Source organism: Lysinibacillus sp. K60, assembly GCF_019731275.1.
Taxonomy (GTDB): domain Bacteria; phylum Bacillota; class Bacilli; order Bacillales_A; family Planococcaceae; genus Lysinibacillus; species Lysinibacillus capsici.
Genome location: NZ_JAASJR010000008.1, coordinates 130364 through 150673 on the forward strand (window position 1 = coordinate 130364; position 20310 = coordinate 150673).

Annotated in this window: 20 protein-coding genes; 7 read left to right on the forward strand and 13 right to left on the reverse strand. The window is 35.2% G+C overall.

Going from position 1 to position 20310, the window contains the following annotated elements; genetic code table 11:
• Positions 1 to 206: 206 nt before the first annotated feature.
• The 5 genes from HCH28_RS17655 to HCH28_RS17675 all read right to left on the reverse strand — a co-directional run bounded on the left by HCH28_RS17655 (position 207) and on the right by HCH28_RS17675 (position 4776).
• On the reverse strand, positions 207 to 1688 hold the full coding sequence (locus HCH28_RS17655; RefSeq protein WP_221682430.1) for a malate:quinone oxidoreductase: 1482 nt from the start codon (positions 1686 to 1688) through the stop codon (positions 207 to 209).
• A 389-nt stretch (positions 1689 to 2077) separates the two neighbouring features.
• A complete protein-coding gene (locus tag HCH28_RS17660; protein WP_221682431.1) occupies positions 2078 to 2845 on the reverse strand; it encodes a nucleotidyltransferase domain-containing protein in 768 nt (255 codons plus the stop codon).
• Positions 2846 to 2937: 92 nt separating this feature from the next.
• Complete coding sequence (locus HCH28_RS17665) at positions 2938 to 3873, reverse strand: hypothetical protein (RefSeq protein ID WP_221682432.1); 936 nt, start codon at positions 3871 to 3873, stop codon at positions 2938 to 2940.
• Complete coding sequence (locus HCH28_RS17670; protein WP_221682433.1) at positions 3870 to 4427, reverse strand: RNA polymerase sigma factor; 558 nt, start codon at positions 4425 to 4427, stop codon at positions 3870 to 3872. The genes HCH28_RS17665 and HCH28_RS17670 overlap by 4 nt, the downstream gene beginning before the upstream one ends.
• A gap of 124 nt (positions 4428 to 4551) precedes the next feature.
• A complete protein-coding gene (locus HCH28_RS17675) occupies positions 4552 to 4776 on the reverse strand; it encodes a hypothetical protein (RefSeq protein ID WP_221682434.1) in 225 nt (74 codons plus the stop codon).
• Between the two features lie 80 nt (positions 4777 to 4856).
• On the opposite strand from HCH28_RS17675, the gene HCH28_RS17680 reads away from it, so the two are divergent.
• Positions 4857 to 5348, forward strand: coding sequence for a hypothetical protein (locus HCH28_RS17680; RefSeq protein ID WP_221682435.1), 492 nt, complete (start codon positions 4857 to 4859; stop codon positions 5346 to 5348).
• Between the two features lie 68 nt (positions 5349 to 5416).
• Here the strand turns inward: HCH28_RS17680 and HCH28_RS17685 are convergent, their stop codons facing one another.
• Both HCH28_RS17685 and HCH28_RS17690 read right to left on the reverse strand, forming a co-directional pair.
• Complete coding sequence (locus tag HCH28_RS17685) at positions 5417 to 5689, reverse strand: hypothetical protein (RefSeq protein WP_004233441.1); 273 nt, start codon at positions 5687 to 5689, stop codon at positions 5417 to 5419.
• A 154-nt stretch (positions 5690 to 5843) separates the two neighbouring features.
• Positions 5844 to 6050 (reverse strand): hypothetical protein, encoded by a 207-nt coding sequence (locus HCH28_RS17690; protein ID WP_221682436.1) that lies wholly within the window; start codon positions 6048 to 6050, stop codon positions 5844 to 5846.
• A 233-nt stretch (positions 6051 to 6283) separates the two neighbouring features.
• On the opposite strand from HCH28_RS17690, the gene HCH28_RS17695 reads away from it, so the two are divergent.
• From HCH28_RS17695 to gnd, 4 genes are read left to right on the forward strand one after another with little or no spacing between them, the layout of a single operon-like run.
• Positions 6284 to 7015, forward strand: coding sequence for a GntR family transcriptional regulator (locus HCH28_RS17695; protein WP_036077885.1), 732 nt, complete (start codon positions 6284 to 6286; stop codon positions 7013 to 7015).
• On the forward strand, positions 7008 to 8549 hold the full coding sequence (gntK, locus tag HCH28_RS17700; protein ID WP_221682437.1) for a gluconokinase: 1542 nt from the start codon (positions 7008 to 7010) through the stop codon (positions 8547 to 8549). The genes HCH28_RS17695 and gntK overlap by 8 nt, the downstream gene beginning before the upstream one ends.
• A gap of 15 nt (positions 8550 to 8564) precedes the next feature.
• The gene (locus HCH28_RS17705; RefSeq protein ID WP_221682438.1) at positions 8565 to 9911 is read left to right on the forward strand and encodes a GntP family permease; all 1347 of its coding nucleotides are present in this window, start codon (positions 8565 to 8567) and stop codon (positions 9909 to 9911) included.
• A gap of 26 nt (positions 9912 to 9937) precedes the next feature.
• Positions 9938 to 11338 (forward strand): decarboxylating NADP(+)-dependent phosphogluconate dehydrogenase, encoded by a 1401-nt coding sequence (gene gnd, locus HCH28_RS17710; protein ID WP_221682439.1) that lies wholly within the window; start codon positions 9938 to 9940, stop codon positions 11336 to 11338.
• Positions 11339 to 11391: 53 nt separating this feature from the next.
• Here the strand turns inward: gnd and HCH28_RS17715 are convergent, their stop codons facing one another.
• Positions 11392 to 12936: a histidine kinase N-terminal 7TM domain-containing diguanylate cyclase gene (locus HCH28_RS17715; RefSeq protein WP_221682440.1), complete on the reverse strand. Its 1545-nt coding sequence runs from the start codon at positions 12934 to 12936 to the stop codon at positions 11392 to 11394.
• 96 nt (positions 12937 to 13032) lie between these two features.
• On the opposite strand from HCH28_RS17715, the gene HCH28_RS17720 reads away from it, so the two are divergent.
• Positions 13033 to 13365 carry a BRCT domain-containing protein gene (locus tag HCH28_RS17720; RefSeq protein WP_221682441.1) on the forward strand — a complete coding sequence of 111 codons (333 nt, stop codon included), beginning with the start codon at positions 13033 to 13035 and terminating at the stop codon, positions 13363 to 13365.
• 44 nt (positions 13366 to 13409) lie between these two features.
• Here the strand turns inward: HCH28_RS17720 and HCH28_RS17725 are convergent, their stop codons facing one another.
• The 5 genes from HCH28_RS17725 to HCH28_RS17745 all read right to left on the reverse strand — a co-directional run bounded on the left by HCH28_RS17725 (position 13410) and on the right by HCH28_RS17745 (position 19106).
• Complete coding sequence (locus tag HCH28_RS17725; protein WP_221682442.1) at positions 13410 to 14498, reverse strand: DUF4179 domain-containing protein; 1089 nt, start codon at positions 14496 to 14498, stop codon at positions 13410 to 13412.
• Positions 14495 to 15049, reverse strand: a complete 555-nt coding sequence (locus tag HCH28_RS17730; RefSeq protein WP_221682443.1) for a sigma-70 family RNA polymerase sigma factor — start codon at positions 15047 to 15049, stop codon at positions 14495 to 14497. The genes HCH28_RS17725 and HCH28_RS17730 overlap by 4 nt, the downstream gene beginning before the upstream one ends.
• A gap of 198 nt (positions 15050 to 15247) precedes the next feature.
• Positions 15248 to 15922: a peptidylprolyl isomerase gene (locus HCH28_RS17735; protein ID WP_221682444.1), complete on the reverse strand. Its 675-nt coding sequence runs from the start codon at positions 15920 to 15922 to the stop codon at positions 15248 to 15250.
• A 174-nt stretch (positions 15923 to 16096) separates the two neighbouring features.
• Entirely contained in the window at positions 16097 to 17965 is a 1869-nt protein-coding gene (locus tag HCH28_RS17740; RefSeq protein ID WP_221682445.1) for a leucine-rich repeat domain-containing protein, read from the reverse strand.
• Between the two features lie 130 nt (positions 17966 to 18095).
• Positions 18096 to 19106, reverse strand: a complete 1011-nt coding sequence (locus HCH28_RS17745; RefSeq protein ID WP_221682446.1) for a GNAT family N-acetyltransferase — start codon at positions 19104 to 19106, stop codon at positions 18096 to 18098.
• Positions 19107 to 19330: 224 nt separating this feature from the next.
• Here HCH28_RS17745 and HCH28_RS17750 point away from each other — a divergent pair, with 224 nt between their 5' ends.
• Entirely contained in the window at positions 19331 to 20308 is a 978-nt protein-coding gene (locus HCH28_RS17750; protein ID WP_221682447.1) for a tRNA dihydrouridine synthase, read from the forward strand.
• Positions 20309 to 20310: the final 2 nt, after the last annotated feature.

The following is a 20310-nucleotide window of genomic DNA, read 5'->3' on the forward strand; positions in this document are numbered from 1 at the left end:
AAACTACCATCTATATCACAATGGGACATAGAGCTATAGTGTCATAAAACACAGGGCAAGATTTATAGCAAATTTGATGGTTCCTTTATTAAAAAGCTGGCAATTGGATTCAAAATTTCCCAGGAAAGAATTTATTTTAAATTAAAAACAGCTCTCAATCAGAATAGATTGAGAGCTATTTCTTAAACGCTTACCATGACTTACTTTTATTTTAAGCCAAGTGCTTTATCTGTTGTTGCATTTATTTCTTTTAGAAGCTCAGGGTTTTCTGCTAATGATAGACCATAAGATGGAATCATTTCTTTAATTTTTGGTTCCCACTCCTTGATATGTTGAGGGAAACATTTATTAAGAACCTCAAGCATAACATGTACAGCTGTAGATGCACCTGGTGAAGCTCCTAGTAAAGCTGCAATCGAGCCATCAGAAGCACTTACAACTTCTGTACCGAATTGAAGTGTTCCTTTACCGCCAGCTTCTGTATCTTTAATTACTTGTACACGTTGTCCAGCTACGATAATATCCCAATCATCACTTTTTGCATTTGGAATGAAATCACGTAACTCTTCCATACGTTGTTCTTTTGAAAGCATAAGCTGTTGGATTAAATACTTTGTTAAGCCCATCTCTTTCACGCCCGCAGCTAATAAAGTTGTGATATTATGCGGTTTTACAGAAGCAAATAAATCCATATTTGAACCTGTTTTTAAGAACTTAGGAGAGAAACCTGCGAATGGTCCAAATAGTAATGATTTCTTGTTATCAATATAACGTGTGTCAAGATGCGGAACCGACATTGGTGGAGCACCAACTTTTGCTTTTCCGTATACTTTTGCATGATGTTGTTCAGCTATTTCTGGATTATTACATGCTAAGAATAAACCGCTAATTGGGAATCCACCAATATGTTTCCCTTCAGGAATACCTGATTTTTGTAGTAATTCTAGGCTTCCTCCACCAGCTCCAAGGAAGACAAATTTTGCTGAATGATATTCCATTTTACAGCCGTCTAAATCGTGCACACGTACTTCCCATGTACCATCACTAGCTTGTTTTAAACTTTCAACACTATGATTATAGTTAACATCTACATCTTTTGCTTTTAAGTGATCAATTAACATACGTGTTAAAGCACCAAAGTTAACATCTGTACCAGTGTCAATTTTCGTTGCAGCAATGTCTTCACCAGCAGGACGATTTTCCATAATAAGTGGAATCCATTTTTTTAGTGTTTCAGGGTCATTAGAAAATTCCATTCCTTCAAATAAAGGATTTTTTGTCATCGTTTCATGACGTTTCTTTAGAAACTCAACATTTTCTTTCCCTTGTACTAAACTCATATGTGGTAAAGGCATAATGAAGTCTTGTGGATTATTGATCAGCTTATTGTTTACAAGATACGACCAAAACTGTCTTGAAACATGGAACTGTTCATTAACATTAATCGCTTTTTTGATATCGATTGATCCGTCTTTTTTCTCTGATGTGTAGTTCAGCTCACATAATGCAGCATGTCCAGTTCCCGCATTGTTTAATTCGTGAGAACTTTCCTCGCCTGCTTTTTCAAGCTTTTCAAACACTGTAATTTTCCAATCTGGTGCTAATTCTTTGAGTAATGTTCCCAAAGTTGCACTCATGATTCCGGCACCAATTAAGATAACATCTGATTTAATTTGTCTGTTACTCATTTTTACCTTCCTTATATGTTAAGATTTGCAGAAAGGATGTAAGCACTCCCACTTTAGAAGTACTGTAGCCATGGAGCAACCTCGGAGCACACCATTTCTGTATCAATTATTACCTTATTGCAGTTTATCACAATTAGTTCAAGAATAAAATATCAACTATTTATATGAGAGTTATCAGCTTTTTTCGAGACTTTCCGATCATAATTCAAGCAAAAAAATCACTTTTTGTTCTAGATAAAAATTGAATTATTTAAGCTTATTGGAATAATCGGCCTAAAAATGGTTGACATTTTCATAAAAAATAGGTTCTTTTTATTATTATATCTGTATAATAACATATAAATATGGAGTTCGTCTTGTATCTGAACTAACTTTCCTTTACCCAAAGATTAACTTTCGATTGGGCTTTTTATATGCCAGCCATCTATATGAAAACCGCCCATTTGTCTGAACACATACTCCACTACTGCTTCATATAACGCCATCATCTTTTCAACATTGTCCTCATGCATTGCTCTCATAAAAATTTCTCTAAAGTCCTCATCTGGAAATGCTGACTTACTATATTTTTGCAGGTAAATTGGATCTTCAAGATAGGCATAGATTTGATAAAAGGGTATCGTTTCTAGATTTAAATACTGACAGTACAACAAAAATAAATTGGCTAATGAGTTATGGTAGGTAAAGGAAAAGTTCATTTTATCTTGCTCATAACAATCCTTTAAATTATCTAGTGCATCCCATAGTTCATATTTTTTTATTTCTAAGACCGTTTTATTCATTGTTTTATATTTTTCTTTGAGCCATTCTTCTGCTTCAAATTTTAAATCATTTATTATTCCAGTATAATCAAATAAAATTCTCCCTGTTTTAAATTGGACCATCGACATGGTTCTTCTTTTTTTAAAATCATCTTGGAAATACCCACGAATTTGACTTGGTGGATTCGCAAAGTATTCAATTAAAAAACCATCAATAACACGATTCCCTCTTTCCCTCCACCCCACATTATCCGCCAAAATAATATGAACATCGATATCAGAGCGCTTAGAGGGATTTCCAGTAATATAGCTCCCACATACGAGCGCTCCTATAACTTCCTCTTTATCTTGCCATTCTTTCAGGAACGTTTCTAAGGCTATTTTCCATTTTGCCATTGATCATTCACTCCCTTTTTAATTGATTTATTTCTACAATACTATTGAAAAAACAGAAAACCTTTAATACGTTTTCTGTTTTTATCTGCTTCTTATTTAATTTCTTTAACAGTTAATTTCTTTTGGCTAACTTCATAAGTGACTACCACGTTTTTAATAATCGCCGTATCCTCATAGGAGAGACTAGCTTCAAATTCTATTGTAGCATCTCCCTTCCATCTAAGATGATCCACATAGCTATAGTTTTCATGATCTGTTCGTATCCACGTATCTAACCCTTGCTCAGCACCATATTTAACTCTTGAAGATTCTACTACCTCTGGGCTTACCATTCGCTCTTCCACATTGATGACTTCAACAAATTCACTTTTATTAGAGTTCGTGACAATAGCAATTAATTTCTGATCAGGTGAAGGGATTATTTCTTTAATATACATTGATGGACTGGAGAAGCTAGAATATGCCTCTAGCACATCATCTTTTATACGCCAAAGAACATTTTGGCTTCCGTAATCTGAATAATTATTGAATAAAGTAAAGAAGACGCTCCCATCTGCTAATTTATATACCTGCTGACTTTTAAAGCTTCCTGATAAAATATCGACAGCAAAAATAGCCGCATTCGCAATTTTTTTGTTATCACTTTGTATAAATGGCTGAATAGCCTTTAACGCCTTATTCCTCAACTTTTCATCATTATAGCTCTCTACTAGTCTATTTATTGCAATATAGATATACTCCTCTTTGTCACTATCTAGAGCTTTTAGAAATTTATCTGCATCATATTTTGTAGCAGGCATTAGTTCCATATCCTCTGCTGATAAATAACGAATATAAAGCTCATTATTTTGATGTTTATAGTAAGCTGCTGCTATTGTGGCAGTAAAAACTGAGCTTACGATCATCATACTTATTACCACAGCAAGCCATTTTTTAGAAAAACTTTTCTTCTTTACTCCATAGTTGGCTGCTTCAATTAACTCTTCCTCTATAAATCCAATTTCACGATATAACTCCTCTTTTTTCATATATATAACCCCTCGCCTTCCAAATAAAATCTTAGTTTCTTACGTGTCCTAAATAAGTTGGACTTAACTTTACTACTACTCATTTGAAAGTGTAAGGAAATATCTTTTATAGAATAGGAATACCAATATCGCTGAATAAATATATTTCTAGATTGTTCATCTAAGGTATATAAAAATTGGCTAATGTATTGAGCAAGCTCTCCCGCTTCATAGGATGTTTCTACCGTATGAGAAGAAGCTAGACATTCTTCCAGCTCTGTGAGAATGACCTCAAACTCATTATTTCTCTTTTTGGCTGTATTATAGCTATGCTTATCAAGTGCAATATTACGTATGATTCTCCCTAAAAAAATAGATAGTTTTCTTGGTATCTGTGGAGGGATTGTATTCCATGCAGCTAGGTAGGCATCATTCTCACATTCTTCAACATCCCTCAAATTTGCCAAGATTCTTCTTGCTATTACTCTACAGTATGCTCCATATTTTTTCCTTGTTTCCAAAATAGCCTGCTGTGAGCGTTGTATATATAAAGCAACTATTTTTTCATCGTCCATTTGCATTTTCTCCTTTTATTTACTCTTACTTATAAAGTAGATAATCCAAACAATTGGTTGCATGTTGTGACAAAAATTCTGCTAATGAAAAAACCGCACTCTTTTAGGTACGGTTCTCCACATTTCAAAATAAATTAGTTAAAAATGTTTGTATTGATGTAGGTAATAGCTGAAAGAATAATCCCTCATATTTAATATCCAGTATACCAGCGACAACAATAACAACGAAAATTAACAATAGAAAGATTTTCTTATTTTTAGAAATCCAATTCAATAGATGCCACTCCTCTGCCATAATAGTAAGCATGTTTAGTATAAGTTGATTGCTATCAAATAGCCTTCTATTCATTGTCTGTCACCTAATTTTATAATGCTACATAAATTAAAATGATACGCTAAAAACGAGAAATATGTAAGAAGGGAATGGGTATGGTTAATTTTAAATCTTTTCGAGGTGTTATCACTCAAATCAGTGATTTTCCTGTTGGGCAAAACGGAGATAAGAACGGTTGTTATAAAATAATGACCTTAGAAGATGGTGCTGGTGGAGTTGTCAATTTTATTATTTCTCCCTCCACCTATTTTGTTAATCGTGAAATTATCACAACTGGTGAATGGGTAACAGGTTATTATGATGGGGATGCACCTGTACCGATGATTTACCCGCCTCAATATCGTGCTTTGATTATTGTTAAAGAAAGCAATTATCATAATGTAAAGGTAGATTTCTTTAATCAACAATTACTGAGTAGTGATGGACAATTACAATTAAACCTTTCTCCTACTACGATTATTTCACTTAAAAATGGGCAGCCTTTTACCAATAGTCCTGCCAATCGAAACCTCATCGTTGTTTATGGCCCTACCACTAGGAGTATTCCTGCTCAAACCACTCCCTATGAAATCATTGTTTGGTGTTAATTTAATCATATTTGAACAACGGCTTAAACCTCACTACGTGAATTTAAGCCGTTGTTGACTGTTATTATTTATTCAGTATCATTTTTCATTTCATGTAATTGTTGTTTAATCTGCTCTAGATATTCTTTATTTTGCTGAACAGTATCCAAATGTTCACCATATTGTTCTGCATTGAAACGTGCATTTTCAGCATGCTTAATCTGATTAAATGCATGTTCGATTGCTATTTCCTCTGGATGTGACTTTGCATGCTTTAATAGACGATCCGCCTTTTGCACAGAGTTACTAAACAATGTGCTAGGATGATCCTGCTTCCAACTTGTATCGGAGTGCTTAGCCAATGTATATATCTTCCCTTCTCAATGTTTTCTTTGCAAAATGCTCTGATAATATGTATGGAAGAAAATAAACACAATATTTCCCAGGTTATAATAAAAGAACTAAGGCACATGCCTTAGTCCTCCCTCAATGTCATGAATAGTTGTCAAATATAAATTAGTGCCATGCAGTCCTCTCACTGACTGGTTGCTTGATACCTGTTTTTCCTTGGGTTTCAGCAAAGTTGTTGATTTGTGCTGAAGCTGATTCAAGCTCAAATTCAGCACCAAACTCCTCACGATGAAGTGTCTGACGCTGTTGATTTGTTTTATTTGCACTTTTCGTACCATTTGATTTGTTACGATTTGTATTCATATTTGACATAACCATCCTTCATCGATTATTTGAAAAGCTTTAAAACCTTGTATATGTTTTATGAACTTTTCATTCTAAAGTTTGTCCAAGCAGTAAAAAAGAATGTGCATTAATTATTTTTTAGCTAAGTATAGAGTTGAGGCTTTTCAATTTTTGATTGCTAGTAAGTCGCTTGCAATCTTATTTTCTTTCTGACTATAATACTTGTATACAAGTATACTCAAAATAAAAAAGGTGATAGTATGAGCGAATATAATGATTATCTATATCCACAAAAGTGGCTTTCTAAGGCTTCAACAGGCGATCGTGTAGCATATGAACTTAGAATGCGTATTATTTCAGGTTTAATTGAAAGCGGTACCATTCTTTCAGAAAACAAACTAGCAGCTGATTTTGAAGTAAGTCGTTCACCCATTCGTGAAGCCTTAAGAATATTAGCTTCTGAAAATATCATTCGATTGGAAAAAATGGGTGCTGTTGTCATTGGTTTATCGGAAAAAGAGATTGAAGAAATTTATGATGTTCGATTGCTGATTGAAACTTTTGTGTTTGAACGTCTCATAAAAATGGATACAACTAACTTAGCACTAGAACTTAGCAAAACATTAGAAATGATGAAGGTTGCCATTAAGTATAACGATGCAGACGAATTTTCTTATCAGGATGTTATGTTCCATGAGACAATTATTCGCTCCATCGGACATTCCTATATCACCATGATTTGGAATAATTTAAAGCCAGTAATGGAAGGCTTGATTTTGCTGTCTATGCGCATGCGCTTTAAAGAGAAATATGAGGATTTTACTCGTATTGTGAAAAATCATGAACTCTATATTGATGCTATTAGAGCCAAAGATCGAGAGCTTATGATTAAGTCCTTACATGAAAATTTTGATGATGTTCAAGGTAAAGTAGAAGATTTATGGCGGTCACAGCAGATGCTATCTAAAGGGGTTGAGCCACAAAATGACTAACTATATGTTAGGTGTTGATATAGGGACTACTAGCACTAAGGCCGTATTATTTAGTGAACATGGGAAGGTTATTCAACAAGAAAATATTGGGTATCCATTATATACACCGGATATTTCAACAGCAGAACAAAATCCAGAAGAAATCTTTCAAGCTGTACTACAAGCCATTACCAGCATTATGAAAGTCCATTCTGATAAACCATTACTATTTGTTTCCTTTAGTAGTGCTATGCATAGTGTGATCGCTATGGACGAAAATGATCAACCGTTAACACCTGTCATCACTTGGGCGGATAATCGTAGTGAAGCATGGGCACATAAAATTAAAGCTGACTGGAATGGTCATGAAATTTATAAAAGAACAGGTACACCTATTCATCCAATGTCACCACTAAGCAAAATTACTTGGCTTGTGCATGAACATCCTGAAATCGCGCGCAAAACAAAGAAATATATCGGTATTAAAGAATACATTTTTAAAAAGTTTTTTGATCAATATGTCGTCGATTATTCATTAGCTTCGTGTATGGGTATGATGAATCTCCATACCTTAGATTGGGACGAAGAAGCATTAGCTGTTGCAGGAATTACGAAAGCACAATTATCAACACTCGTACCAACAACTCAACTATTTTTGAATTGCAATGACCTTTTAGCTAAACAAATTGGTATTGACCGACAAACACCTTTTGTCATTGGCGCAAGTGATGGCGTGCTCTCTAATCTAGGTGTGAACGCCATTCGAGAAGGCGAAATTGCTATCACTATTGGGACAAGCGGTGCTATCCGTACCATAATTGATAAGCCCAAGACAGATGTAAAGGGTAGAATTTTTTGCTATGCCCTAACAGAAAACCATTGGGTCATTGGTGGACCCGTAAACAACGGTGGCATGGTATTGCGCTGGATTCGCGATGAGTTTGCCTCTTCTGAGATTGAAACAGCTAAAAGACTAGGTATTGATCCATATGAAGTGTTAACGAAGATTGCTGAACGTGTTAGACCTGGTGCTGATGGACTGCTTTTCCATCCCTATCTATCAGGTGAACGTGCGCCATTATGGAATCCAGATGTGCGCGGTTCATTTTTTGGTTTAACCATGTCTCATAAAAAGGAACATATGATACGAGCTGCCCTAGAAGGGGTTATCTACAATTTATATACTGTCTATTTAGCATTACTGGAATGTATGGAAAGCCCTGTCACTCGTATTCAAGCAACAGGTGGGTTTTCACGCTCTGAGATTTGGAGACAAATGATGGCGGATATTTTTGAATCCGAAGTGGTAGTACCTGAAAGCTATGAAAGCTCCTGTCTAGGCGCTTGTATTTTAGGCTTATATGCTACAGGAAAAATTGATTCCTTTGACGTTGTCGCTGATATGGTTGGTGACACTTATAAACATACGCCAATTGAAGAGGCGGCCAAAGAATATAGACAGCTACTCCCAATTTTCATTCGTTTATCTAGAGTATTAGCAGACGACTATTCGTCAATTGCTCAGTATCAAAGGAGCTTAATTAAGCCCAACTAAAGAGGAGGAGAATACATGCCATTAGTTATTGTAGGTATTGGTATTATCGCGCTGTTAATTTTAATAATGGGCTTTAAATTAAATACGTTTATTTCATTAATCATTGTTTCATTCGGTGTGGCATTAGCTCTTGGGATGCCTTTAGATGGCATCGTAAAAACGATTGAAGCAGGGTTAGGTGGAACATTAGGCCACTTGGCATTAATATTTGGTCTTGGTGCGATGCTAGGAAAATTAATTGCCGATTCTGGGGGTGCACAGCGTATTGCCATGACCCTTGTGAATAAGTTTGGAGAAAAGAACATTCAATGGGCAGTTGTAGCAGCATCCTTTATTATCGGTATCGCACTGTTCTTTGAAGTAGGTCTTGTGCTATTAATCCCAATTGTCTTCGCTATTTCAAGACAATTAAAGGTTTCTATTTTATATTTGGGAATTCCAATGACCGCAGCCTTATCTGTCACACATGGATTTTTGCCACCACACCCAGGGCCAACCGTTATCGCTGGTGAATTTGGGGCAAATATTGGTGAGGTGTTGCTTTACGGCTTTATCATCGCCATTCCGACTGTTATTTTAGCAGGGCCTTTATTTACAAAATTAGCGGAAAGGTTAGTGCCTGAATCATTCAACAAAACTGGAAATATCGCCTCCCTAGGTGAACAAAAAACATTTGAATTAGAGGACACACCGAGTTTTGGAATAAGTGTTTTCACTGCACTATTACCCGTTATTTTGATGTCCATTGCTACTATTATTACACTGTTGCAAAAAACAATTGGCTTTGAGGATAATGGCTTCTTAGCAGGTATCCGCTTCATCGGTGAAGCAGGTACATCCATGTTAATTTCCTTATTAGTTGCTGTCTATACAATGGGTATTGCAAGGAAAATTCCTATTAAGCAAGTAATGGAATCATGTACGACAGCAATCTCACATATTGGTATGATGCTCTTAATTATTGGGGGCGGTGGCGCCTTTAAACAAGTATTAATTGATGGTGGTGTTGGTGATTATGTAGCTGAACTCTTCAATGGAACTACCTTATCGCCAATTTTACTAGCATGGATTATTGCCGCTATTTTACGTATTTCATTAGGGTCAGCTACAGTTGCTGCTTTAACAACAGCTGGGCTAGTCATCCCAATGTTAGGTCAAAGTGATGTGAATCTTGCTTTAGTCGTACTGGCAACAGGTGCAGGAAGCTTAATTGCTTCACATGTCAATGATGCTGGTTTCTGGATGTTTAAGGAGTATTTTGGATTAAGCATGAAGGAAACATTTGCTACATGGACCTTGCTAGAAACAATTGTATCTGTGGCTGGCTTAGGATTTATTTTATTACTTAGTTTATTTGTTTAAAAAATGTTTAAAAAGGAGCAAGTACAATGTTAAACACAATTGGCGTTATTGGATTAGGTGTTATGGGCAGTAATATTGCTTTAAACATGGCTAATAAGGGCGAGCAAGTAGCCGTTTATAATTACACACGGGATTTAACCGACAAACTTCTACAAAAAGTCGAAGGACAAGCGCTTTCTCCCTACTATGAAATAGAAGAGTTTGTACAAGCTTTAGAAAAACCAAGAAAGATCTTTTTGATGGTGACAGCTGGTAATGCCATAGATTCAGTTATTCAGTCAATAGTGCCTTTCCTTGAAAAGGGCGATGTCATTATGGATGGCGGCAATTCTCATTATAAAGATACAGAGCGAAGATACGATGAACTTAAAGCTTTAGGAATCGGGTATTTAGGGATTGGTATTTCTGGTGGTGAAGTTGGAGCATTGACAGGCCCATCTATCATGCCTGGTGGTGATCAAGAGGTCTATAACAAAGTAGCACCTATACTGACAAAGATTGCAGCGCAGGTAAATGATACACCATGCTGTACGTATATTGGTCCTAAGGGCGCAGGTCACTTCGTTAAAATGGTACACAATGGAATCGAGTATGCAGATATGCAACTCATTGCAGAAGCCTATACGTTTTTAAGAAAAAATATAGGATTATCCGTTGAGGAAATTGCTACTATTTTTGAAACATGGAATCAGGGCGAATTGAAAAGCTATTTAATTGAAATAACAGCTGAAATCTTAAGGAAAAAAGATGAGGTAACAGGATTACCACTAATTGATATGATTCTAGATAAAGCTGGTCAAAAAGGTACTGGGAAATGGACAAGCCTGCAATCCATAGATAATGGTATTCCTACATCAATTATTACGGAGGCCTTATTCGCTCGTTATATTTCATCATTAAAAGAAGAACGAATTCGAGCAGAGGCAATACTATCTGGACCAAATTACAATCAGCAAAATCTAGAGAAAGATGTCTGGATTGAATACGTTCGCCAAGCCCTCTATATGGGGAAAATATGTGCTTATGCGCAAGGATTTACACAATATAAAATGACATCTGAGCTTTATGAATGGAATTTACCATTAAAAGATATTGCATTAATTTTCCGTAGTGGTTGTATTATTAGAGCAGAATTTTTAAATGTTATTAGTGAAGCCTATCAAAATCAACCTTCACTAGATAATTTATTAATTGATCCATACTTTGCAGAAAAGACGATGGACTATCAAAATGGATTAAGAAAAATAGTTTGTGAAAGCATCCAAGCAGGAAGTGCGTTCCCATGCTTAAGTGCTTCTCTCACATATTACGATAGTTATCGAACAGGTTCATCTAATGCTAATATGTTACAGGCACAACGTGATTATTTTGGTGCGCATACGTATGAACGAGTTGATGTAGAAGGAGTTTTTCATACAAATTGGTAAGTAAAAAGCTAAAATATACATCATTCCCTCAATGATTGTATATTTTAGCTTTTTTATTCTAGATAAACATGTACTCGATTACGTCCTGCTTGTTTTGCCGCATACAGTGCTTTATCCGCAATGTTTAAAAGCTGATACAGTGTCTCTTGTCCCTTTGTACCTTCAGCTACACCACAGCTAATGGTAGCATGAATTGCTCCCTCAGCAGTCATAAGTGGCTGGGAATCTACGCTATTACAGAGCAAATTAGCTAATGCTTGCCCCTCTAATAATGTATAGTCCTTGAGCGCAAGAACAAATTCCTCACCGCCATACCGTGCAAACAGTTCTCCTTTTTTCAACACACTCTGACAAGCCTTTACGACATGAACTAGTAATTGATCACCGATAGCATGCCCATACGTATCATTGACGTTTTTAAAATGATCGATGTCCATTAAAATAACAGTAAAAGTCGTTGATGATTCTCTTGCCTCGCTGTAAACTTGATTACATTGTTGAAAAAAAGCTCGGCGATTATAAATTTGTGTAAGTTCATCATAAAAGGCCAGTTGCTCTAACTGTCTTTGTAGCTCCTTTAATTCTGTTATATCAGTGAAAATGAGTAATAGCCCCTTTCCATGATTAACATGTTGCAGCTCTGTAACGCGCACTTGATAAGTATGAGCAGAAAGCACAATCTCGATGTCTTGCGTATTCACCGCTGCCTCTAATGTAAATGGCATCGTTTGCCCAGTTACTTCAAGCCATGCTTTCCTAATATCCCTACCGATCATGGATCTGGTTAGCTGTGGAAGCACCCTGCTGCAGGCTTGGTTTAACTCTATTAATCGGGCAGATTCATCTAACACAATAACCCCATCATTGATACTATGAAATATTGCATCCTTGGCAACAGGCATCACCCTAAATAACCGGGAGGAATTAATAGACCATAAATACAAAAATGACGAAGCCCATAATACCATTGGAACAGGATCAACTCCTTGAGGTGTTAAGCCCAATAAATAGATGAATGCTGTTATCATAGGAATAAGTTGACCACACATTAAGGCAATTAATTGTTGCCGATAGGACTTAGTAGTCTCTTTCCAATGGATTAATACTAATAAAAAAGATACGAACATACAGCCAAAAGTAAATATGCCATGAATGATATACCATATGCCAATTTCCTGATGCACATAAGGTGCCCCTAATACAGGATCTATTTCAAAAACTCTATAATGAAAATGGTGTATATCATTTGTAGCAACCATGATTAAGCTAATAAAAGGAATGGCAAGAAGAGCCATTATCTTTTTCCTTGTCAGATGAAAGCCCAGGTATTGCATGATAAACAATAACCCGAGAGGCGTTGAAAAAGCCATACCTACATATTGGATGGCTGTCCAAACCTTTATGGTGCTCAATGTTGTAGCGATTAAACCAAAAGCAGAGGCAAAACAATATACTGCGATTAGTGCTGTATAACTAATAAACAATTGAGCAATTTTTGTATAATTGTAGCGTTTTAGAAATACGTATAAACATAAATACAAATTTAGTACACCTGATGTACAGCTAAGAGTAATGAAAGCAGTCAATTGTGAATTCATGTCTATGTACCTCTTTATATTTTTATTTTTAATGTAGCATACATATAAAATTTTGTGGATTTATTTATCGATAAATTTTTTTAAGGAGTAACGAAAATGATCAATAAGGATAACTCAGAAATTATTTTCTTTTCTGATCCAGTTGAAAATCTAACCCACCCCTTTTATAACAAACAAATTGTATTCACAGGCGCCCTTTCTACCATGACACGATCCGAAGCCGCCAAACAAGTAAAAACATATGGAGGGTATTTACAGGGAGCTGTTACACAGCATACTGATTTCGTTGTTCTTGGTAATAAACGTAGGGGTATAAGCGCCAAGCAGCATAAAGCTGAGCAGCTAATTCGTGAGGGACAAGACATTCAAATGTTAATAGAAGATGATTTTTTATGGCTTATTTCGATCCCAAAGAAAGATGATAAGTAAAAAGAGTATGTAAGGTTGTTCTTCCTACATACTCTTTTAATTTTTTACTTTATTGGAACAGCAATAGGCTTTAATTTATATGGCTCTTTTATCGGTTCTAATGCTCCTGTACTATCCTTAATTTTGTATACACCTACTACAGGCGTGATCATAATCGAGGTAGCTTGTTCATCAAATTTGTTTACAACAATACGAGGGAAATTTTCACGCCCTTTGAAATCTGTACTATGACCAGTTCCTCTAAAATGCATGACATTATAATCATTCCCTAAATCATCTGTCACAATATAGTCAATGAGAACTCCTCGCCAAGCTTCATTTTCTTTCTCCACCAAGACTTCTTCGGAAAGATAAAATGTTGTAGCGATAGGTGTTTTCGTTATTTTAAAAGCTTCAATTTTTATATCTTTCCCTTCTGTTTTCATACTATCTTTTTCCACCTTTATTGTTTCACTTTCAAGCTTCTCTAAAGTAAATTCAAATGACCAGTCTCCTGCTACTGAATTATTTACATTATTTAAATCAACAATTTTATCTCCTTGAAAATTAATGTGAACTTCCTCGGGCTTAGAGCCTCTAATGAGTTCAAAAATATACAATACTGCATACTCATTGCTGTTTATCTTTTGAACCAAATAATTTGTTGAATAGCCGTCATATCGATACCTATTACCAAATTCCTCAGCAGTTAATTCACCATTGTCACCATATAAAACTGGCCTTTCTCCTAAATCCTTTTCACTTTTAATAGTGTAAGCAATAGTAATATTTTCGCCATCATATACAGCATCATTAACAGTGACTTCAACTTCATTACTTTCTTGGCTCACTCCGACACTTGTAGAAAACTGATCATAATTGTTAAATACATACCTTTCATCATCAATAAACAATTCGAATAGACTTCCGATAAACGGTAAATTTGCAGCAAATGTAGGAAATGTATAACCAAGTGTCATACTGGATGCAATAAAAAAAGTAGCTGCAACAATAAAATTTTTAATGAAATGCCTTTTCTTTTTGACCATCATGACATTTCTTTTCACTCTCTCTTTTTCAAGCGTGCTCACTTCCATCGGCTCTATATTTATATCAAGATTTAAATCATTAAATTGTTTATATAGCTTTTTCATGTCATACTTCCCCCCAAACGAATTTGCTGTAATCTTTTTCTCCCACGATATAATCGATTATCAATAGCAGCTTTTGTTAAACCACAATGAATAGCAATTTCTTCGTTTTTCATATTTAAAAAGTATTTCATTGTAAAAATATCACGGTCTAACTGCTCTAATTGCGTCATCATGATGAGCACTTCCTCTGTCGTTGTCTTGATTAAGTATTCCTCTTCAGCCGATATTGCGGCTTCACCTGTTTCATTTAGCTCATAAAAATATGGCGTTTTAGACAATCTTCTTTGTTTCGAAATGGCTTTAAACTTTGCTATCGTGCAAATCCATCTTCTAAAATCCTCTTTATCGCCTCTAAATTGTTTAGCATTTTCATAAGCCCCTAAAAATGTATCACTAATACATTCCTCTATTATTTGAGGATCATTATAGGATTTTAGAGCATTATAAATAATCGCTTTGACAATCCCCATATATTCATCAATGACATATTGAAGTGCTTCTTCCCGTTTTTTCTTAAGATGCTTTATAAAATTCTCATCTGTTACCCTCATGCAAACACCCTTTCTTCCACAAACATAAAGGATCCTTTATATATAACATCGTTCAATCTTAAATTTCTTCTCATATTAATCAAAAATATTTATAATTTCAATTTTTTAACAAATATAAAAGGCCAAATCTCAATTGATTTAGCCTTTTTAATGTTTATATTAACTTTTAGATTTTAACCAATAGCATTGGGACGCAAGCTACTTGTTTACCTTTGGTGCTGGATAATCAAAGCCCTTTGTATCCACCTCTACCTTTTTCATCTGCTGATCTTCGAGTGGTTTATCTGTAGCATCTCGCTCTGCTCCAACAATGGCATCAACTGTTTCCATACCTGCAATCACCTTGCCAAAAGCAGCATATTCCCCATCAAGATGTGAGGCCTTCTTTACCATAATGAAAAATTGTGAGCCTGCTGAGTTTGGATCATTCGAACGAGCCATTGAAATAACACCACGTTCATGCTTCATATTATTTTCAAATCCATTTGAGGTAAACTCACCATCAATCGAATAATCAGGCCCTCCAGTACCATTTCCTTTCGGATCTCCACCCTGAATCATAAAATCAGGAATAACTCGATGGAAAATAAGACCATCATAGAATCCATCTTTTACTAAAGCAATAAAGTTAGCTACTGTATTTGGTGCTACAGTAGGCTCCAATTCAATAACAATTTTTTCATCATTGCTCATCGTAATCGTCACAATTGGATTTTCCTTCACTTTTGACGCGTAATCCATTGTTTCTTGTGTTTCTTTAGCTGTTTTTCCTTCAGTTTTCTCACTATCCTTAGCTGTACCACAGCCTGTCAAAACAACAATAATGGCTAGCAGAGATAGCATAAAAAACAAACCTTTATTACGTACGAACATATCCTTTTCAACTCCTCTTGTTAAGCATCAATTCATTATAAAACTATCTAAACTGTAGGACAAATCCAAGAGAGACAATGACAGGAATATCCTGTCATTGTCTCTCTTTTTATTTCTACTATATTAAATTCGTATGTTACAACATTACATTATTTCCTGACTATTAATTCACATTCAATAAATCATAATTCCCTTGTCTAATACAGATTGATTTTGTACCTGATTCCCTAAAATATATAGTTTTTTTAAGTTAGGCAAATTTACTAAGGGTTCTACATTTGAAATGGCATTATTTTCTAAATGAAGCACCTCTATTTGTTGCCAATTTCCCAAGAAATTTAACGATTGTAGTGAACTATCTTGTAAAGTGAATGAACGTAAATTTGTAAAGCCAGCAAAATAAGGCATGATCTTATCTACTTCTTGCACCCATTCCCCATTACCAATTTGAATGGAGACATCATTTAAAATTAAATGCTCTAGCACGTTGTTTGTAAATGGCTTACTATTCACCTGAAAATTACATTCATGACAGTTTAACATTTTTACATGCTGTAAATTGAATAATTCATTGGTTTCATAAAAGAGAGTCTCATTTAAATTGATTGTTTGCAAATGAGGTAGGTCATTTAATGAACGAATACCTTTAAGAGTTCCATACTCCCTGACTGTAAGCTGTTCTAGCTGTGGGTATTTCAGTAGTTCTGAACCATTCAATTGCGAATCCGATCCACTTATAGAAACCGTCAAATCTCTTAAAGCGGGTGCTTCTAGCTTTGGTAAAAATGAACTCTTCAGCTCTGCTTTTTTCAAATGGGGCGCTACAATCGATGAAATATCACCATGATAACCAGTTAAGGATAACTCCGTCAATGACGTTAGACTGTTTACCATATCCAACAATTCCACTTGACCAGGAGAAGCTAAACGTAGCTTTGTTAAAGATGACATATTTCTAAGTCTATCTAAATTGATTATATTCATGTTTTCAAGATCTAAAGATTGTAGTTTAGGCATGTTTTGTATAAAATCAAGCGTTTTTAAATTTCTTACTGACGTAAGCTTCAATTCTTGTAATTGAGTCAATGAGTAAAGTGGGCTAAAATCCGTAGCTTCACTAATGTCTATTGCTAACGATTCTAGATTAGTTAGTGTAGACAGCCACTTTAAATCATTGATCGATTTTAAGGACAGTGATTTCAGCGATAATTTGTTTAGAATCTGGAAATCTGTTACCTCTTCAGTCACATAAGATAGTTCAAGCGATTGAAGATTAGGGAACTGTAATAATAAAGCCAGTTCATCATTACTTCTTATTTGGATAGAAAGCTCTTTAACATTTGATTTTTCACTAAAATATCCCGCAATTTTACTAAATGATTCATTAAAGCTACCAGTATAACTTTTTAAGTTTTCAAGATGTTGGAAACTTACTTTCTCACTTTGTGATATTTCATAATCATTCATGAGCTTTAAAACCGTTAAGCCAGTAAAGGCCTCAAAGTCCTTTTGTTCAATTTCTTGCGTATTTAATAATTTATCCATAATGATATAAGTAGAAATTTTAGCTTCCTTATTTGTAAAAGGATCCTCTAGACTATAATCAAAATGCCATTGATCGTCAGAATAGTAGGCAGCCAAATATCGAATACTTGCAATCTCTTCTTTTGTTGGCATCGTCCCACCTTTATCAAAAATATCTTTTAAAAAGAATAGAAGAACTTCACTTTCAGGCATTGTTCGAACGGATAGTTCTTCACGGTTTCCATCCTCTGTTTGATTACTACTTAAAAGAAAATACCCAAGGAATAGACATATCATGACAATTGGTATCATAAAGAGCAGCTTTAAATTTGTTTTTGGACGGGATGTTGTATTAGGAGAAGCTGTTCCATAATAATTATTAATTGTTTGATCTACATAATAAATTTTATTCTCTTTCAACATGATTTCCGTGTCACAAAAAGGACATTTGAATGTTTGCTCTTCTTTATATTCAATTTTTCCATTACAATTTGGACAATTTAATTTAATAAATTCCACTGGCAGCCCCCCAGCACTATTTTTCCATTAAGCTTAGTTGTCTAAAAAATAAATGTCAATATTTACGAAATATAGACAAGCAATCTAAAACTAAATTTTAACTGTCTAGCCGATAAATACTTAACTAGATTTACAATAATCCTATACTTGGGTTATGAAAGTTTGCCCAGGCTATATCACTGTTAATGTACCTAACCATTCTATAGGCTACTGGCTTAAAACCGCACTTAGGCCAAAAAGTTGATGCAGCAAGATTAGTAATTCGCCAATCTGTAATGATATTCTCATAGCCCGCCTCTTTCATCCTTCTACAGCCTTCATTCATCAGCTTTTTTCCCACACCTCTTCCCATTTGAGAAGAGTAAGTACCTGCAATCGTTAACTCTATTGCATGCTCAGGTGTCATCAAATCTGAATGGATAGGATAATATTTTTGAAATCCTAATTCCTGCCCATCCACTACTGCAACGAAACATGTATCATTATTCTCCTCTACTATACTTTTATATGAGTCTTTTATGCTCATGACAACCTCAGGGAATACAGGCTCAAATGTAGGTGTGGAATTTTGATACGATTGAATGATCCTAGACATTTTCCCCAACATCTCACTATCCATTTTATTTGCAACCCTAATCTCTGCATTACATCTATTTTCAAATGGTTTATAATCCCTAATGTTCATAACCCCATGTACTTGCTGTATAGAAAAGCTTAATCGTTGGTAGGCATCATAGTAAGCCTCATTTCCAAGAGGGATTATCGTGTAATGCATAAAACAACCTTGCTCTAGCCATACCACTGAAACCTCTGCATATAATTTTCTTATAAGCTCAGCGCATTGATCCTTTCTGATTGCCAATCCCTCATATGGTACCCATACATGTCTGCCTCTTAGAGAGTCATTCTTGATGACGCCGATTAAATATCCTACTAGATCATCTTTAATAAATGCTCCAATTCCCTTAATATTATTATGAGCAAATAAGTTTTTAAGCGTATTTGTTATATGTTCAGCATTAAGACAGCTGTTGTTTAGAAATGGATATACTTCACCTTCAAGGCTCTGTCTATTTACGAGTAATTCAGCCATTGTAGGTATATCATTCATACCAATTGTTTTATACTCATATTTTGCCATTTCAACACTCCCCCTAAATTTCTACATTATATTACATATTATATCATTATGGATAATACAGTATTTTGTTGGATATTTTTGATTACTTTCTAATCTAAAAGAACCTAAGTCTAATTACAAGGATGCATTTCTCTCCTTAAGCTAAGCCAATTAACTATGTAGAAATAAAGTAAATATGATATCTTTTTGCAAGGTAGTATTTTGGAAAGAGAGGATTTTTAGCAATGAATCAAAAAAATTTCTGGCTAGATTTACCACGGCCATTCTTCATTTTAGCTCCAATGGAGGATGTGACAGATGTTGTATTTCGTCATGTCATTCAGGAAGCTGGGAGACCCGATGTATATTTTACAGAATTCACCAATACGACGAGCTATTGTCATCCAGATGGATTAGATAATGTACGAAACCGCTTAGCTTTCACAGAAGATGAACAGCCTATTGTTGCACATATTTGGGGGGACAACCCTGAACATTTTCGTAAAATGAGTATTGGTATGAAGGAATTAGGCTTTAAGGGAATTGATATTAATATGGGTTGCCCAGTTGATAATGTAGCAGAAAGAGGTAAAGGAGCTGGATTAATTCTTCATCCTGAACTAGCCGCAGATATTATTCAAGCAGCCAAAGCAGGAGGCTTACCCGTTAGTGTCAAAACAAGACTTGGCTTTACGGATGTAACAGAATGGCGTGAGTGGCTTACACATATTTTAAAACAGGATATCGCCAATCTTTCTATTCATCTCCGTACACGGGAAGAGATGAGCAAGGTCGCTGCACATTGGGAATTAATTGGAGATATCAAAAAACTACGTGATGAAGTTGCTCCCCACACATTACTGACGATCAACGGTGATATTCCTGATCGTTTAACAGGTCTAAAACTAGTTGAGCAATACGGTATCGATGGTGTAATGATTGGTCGCGGTGTGTTTTCAAACCCATTTGCCTTTGAAAAAGAACCTAAAGAGCATAGCGCCAAAGAATACCTTAATTTACTATACCTACACCTTAATCTTCATGACCATTATTCCAAGGAATTCGAAACACGTTCATTTAAAGCATTACAACGTTTCTTTAAAATATATATACGTGGCTTCAAAGGGGCTAGTCAATTAAGAGTTCAATTACTGAGTGCAAATTCTACGGATGAAGTCCGTGAATTACTAGCTGCGTATATTGCCCACGAACAAAAGGAGTAACC

Excerpts from the sequence above, each read along its gene's own strand:
- gnd (WP_221682439.1), top strand. The coding sequence starts at position 9,938 with ATGTTAAACACAATTGGCGTTATTGGATTAGGTGTTATGGGCAGTAAT.
- HCH28_RS17730 (WP_221682443.1), bottom strand. The coding sequence starts at position 15,049 with ATGAGGGTAACAGATGAGAATTTTATAAAGCATCTTAAGAAAAAACGG.
- HCH28_RS17660 (WP_221682431.1), bottom strand. The coding sequence starts at position 2,845 with ATGGCAAAATGGAAAATAGCCTTAGAAACGTTCCTGAAAGAATGGCAA.
- HCH28_RS17675 (WP_221682434.1), bottom strand. The coding sequence starts at position 4,776 with ATGAATAGAAGGCTATTTGATAGCAATCAACTTATACTAAACATGCTT.
- HCH28_RS17690 (WP_221682436.1), bottom strand. The coding sequence starts at position 6,050 with ATGTCAAATATGAATACAAATCGTAACAAATCAAATGGTACGAAAAGT.
- HCH28_RS17705 (WP_221682438.1), top strand. The coding sequence starts at position 8,565 with ATGCCATTAGTTATTGTAGGTATTGGTATTATCGCGCTGTTAATTTTA.
- HCH28_RS17655 (WP_221682430.1), bottom strand. The coding sequence starts at position 1,688 with ATGAGTAACAGACAAATTAAATCAGATGTTATCTTAATTGGTGCCGGA.
- HCH28_RS17680 (WP_221682435.1), top strand. The coding sequence starts at position 4,857 with ATGGTTAATTTTAAATCTTTTCGAGGTGTTATCACTCAAATCAGTGAT.
- HCH28_RS17715 (WP_221682440.1), bottom strand. The coding sequence starts at position 12,936 with ATGAATTCACAATTGACTGCTTTCATTACTCTTAGCTGTACATCAGGT.
- HCH28_RS17720 (WP_221682441.1), top strand. The coding sequence starts at position 13,033 with ATGATCAATAAGGATAACTCAGAAATTATTTTCTTTTCTGATCCAGTT.
- HCH28_RS17665 (WP_221682432.1), bottom strand. The coding sequence starts at position 3,873 with ATGAAAAAAGAGGAGTTATATCGTGAAATTGGATTTATAGAGGAAGAG.
- gntK (WP_221682437.1), top strand. The coding sequence starts at position 7,008 with ATGACTAACTATATGTTAGGTGTTGATATAGGGACTACTAGCACTAAG.
- HCH28_RS17750 (WP_221682447.1), top strand. The coding sequence starts at position 19,331 with ATGAATCAAAAAAATTTCTGGCTAGATTTACCACGGCCATTCTTCATT.
- HCH28_RS17735 (WP_221682444.1), bottom strand. The coding sequence starts at position 15,922 with ATGTTCGTACGTAATAAAGGTTTGTTTTTTATGCTATCTCTGCTAGCC.
- HCH28_RS17670 (WP_221682433.1), bottom strand. The coding sequence starts at position 4,427 with ATGGACGATGAAAAAATAGTTGCTTTATATATACAACGCTCACAGCAG.
- HCH28_RS17695 (WP_036077885.1), top strand. The coding sequence starts at position 6,284 with ATGAGCGAATATAATGATTATCTATATCCACAAAAGTGGCTTTCTAAG.
- HCH28_RS17725 (WP_221682442.1), bottom strand. The coding sequence starts at position 14,498 with ATGAAAAAGCTATATAAACAATTTAATGATTTAAATCTTGATATAAAT.
- HCH28_RS17745 (WP_221682446.1), bottom strand. The coding sequence starts at position 19,106 with ATGGCAAAATATGAGTATAAAACAATTGGTATGAATGATATACCTACA.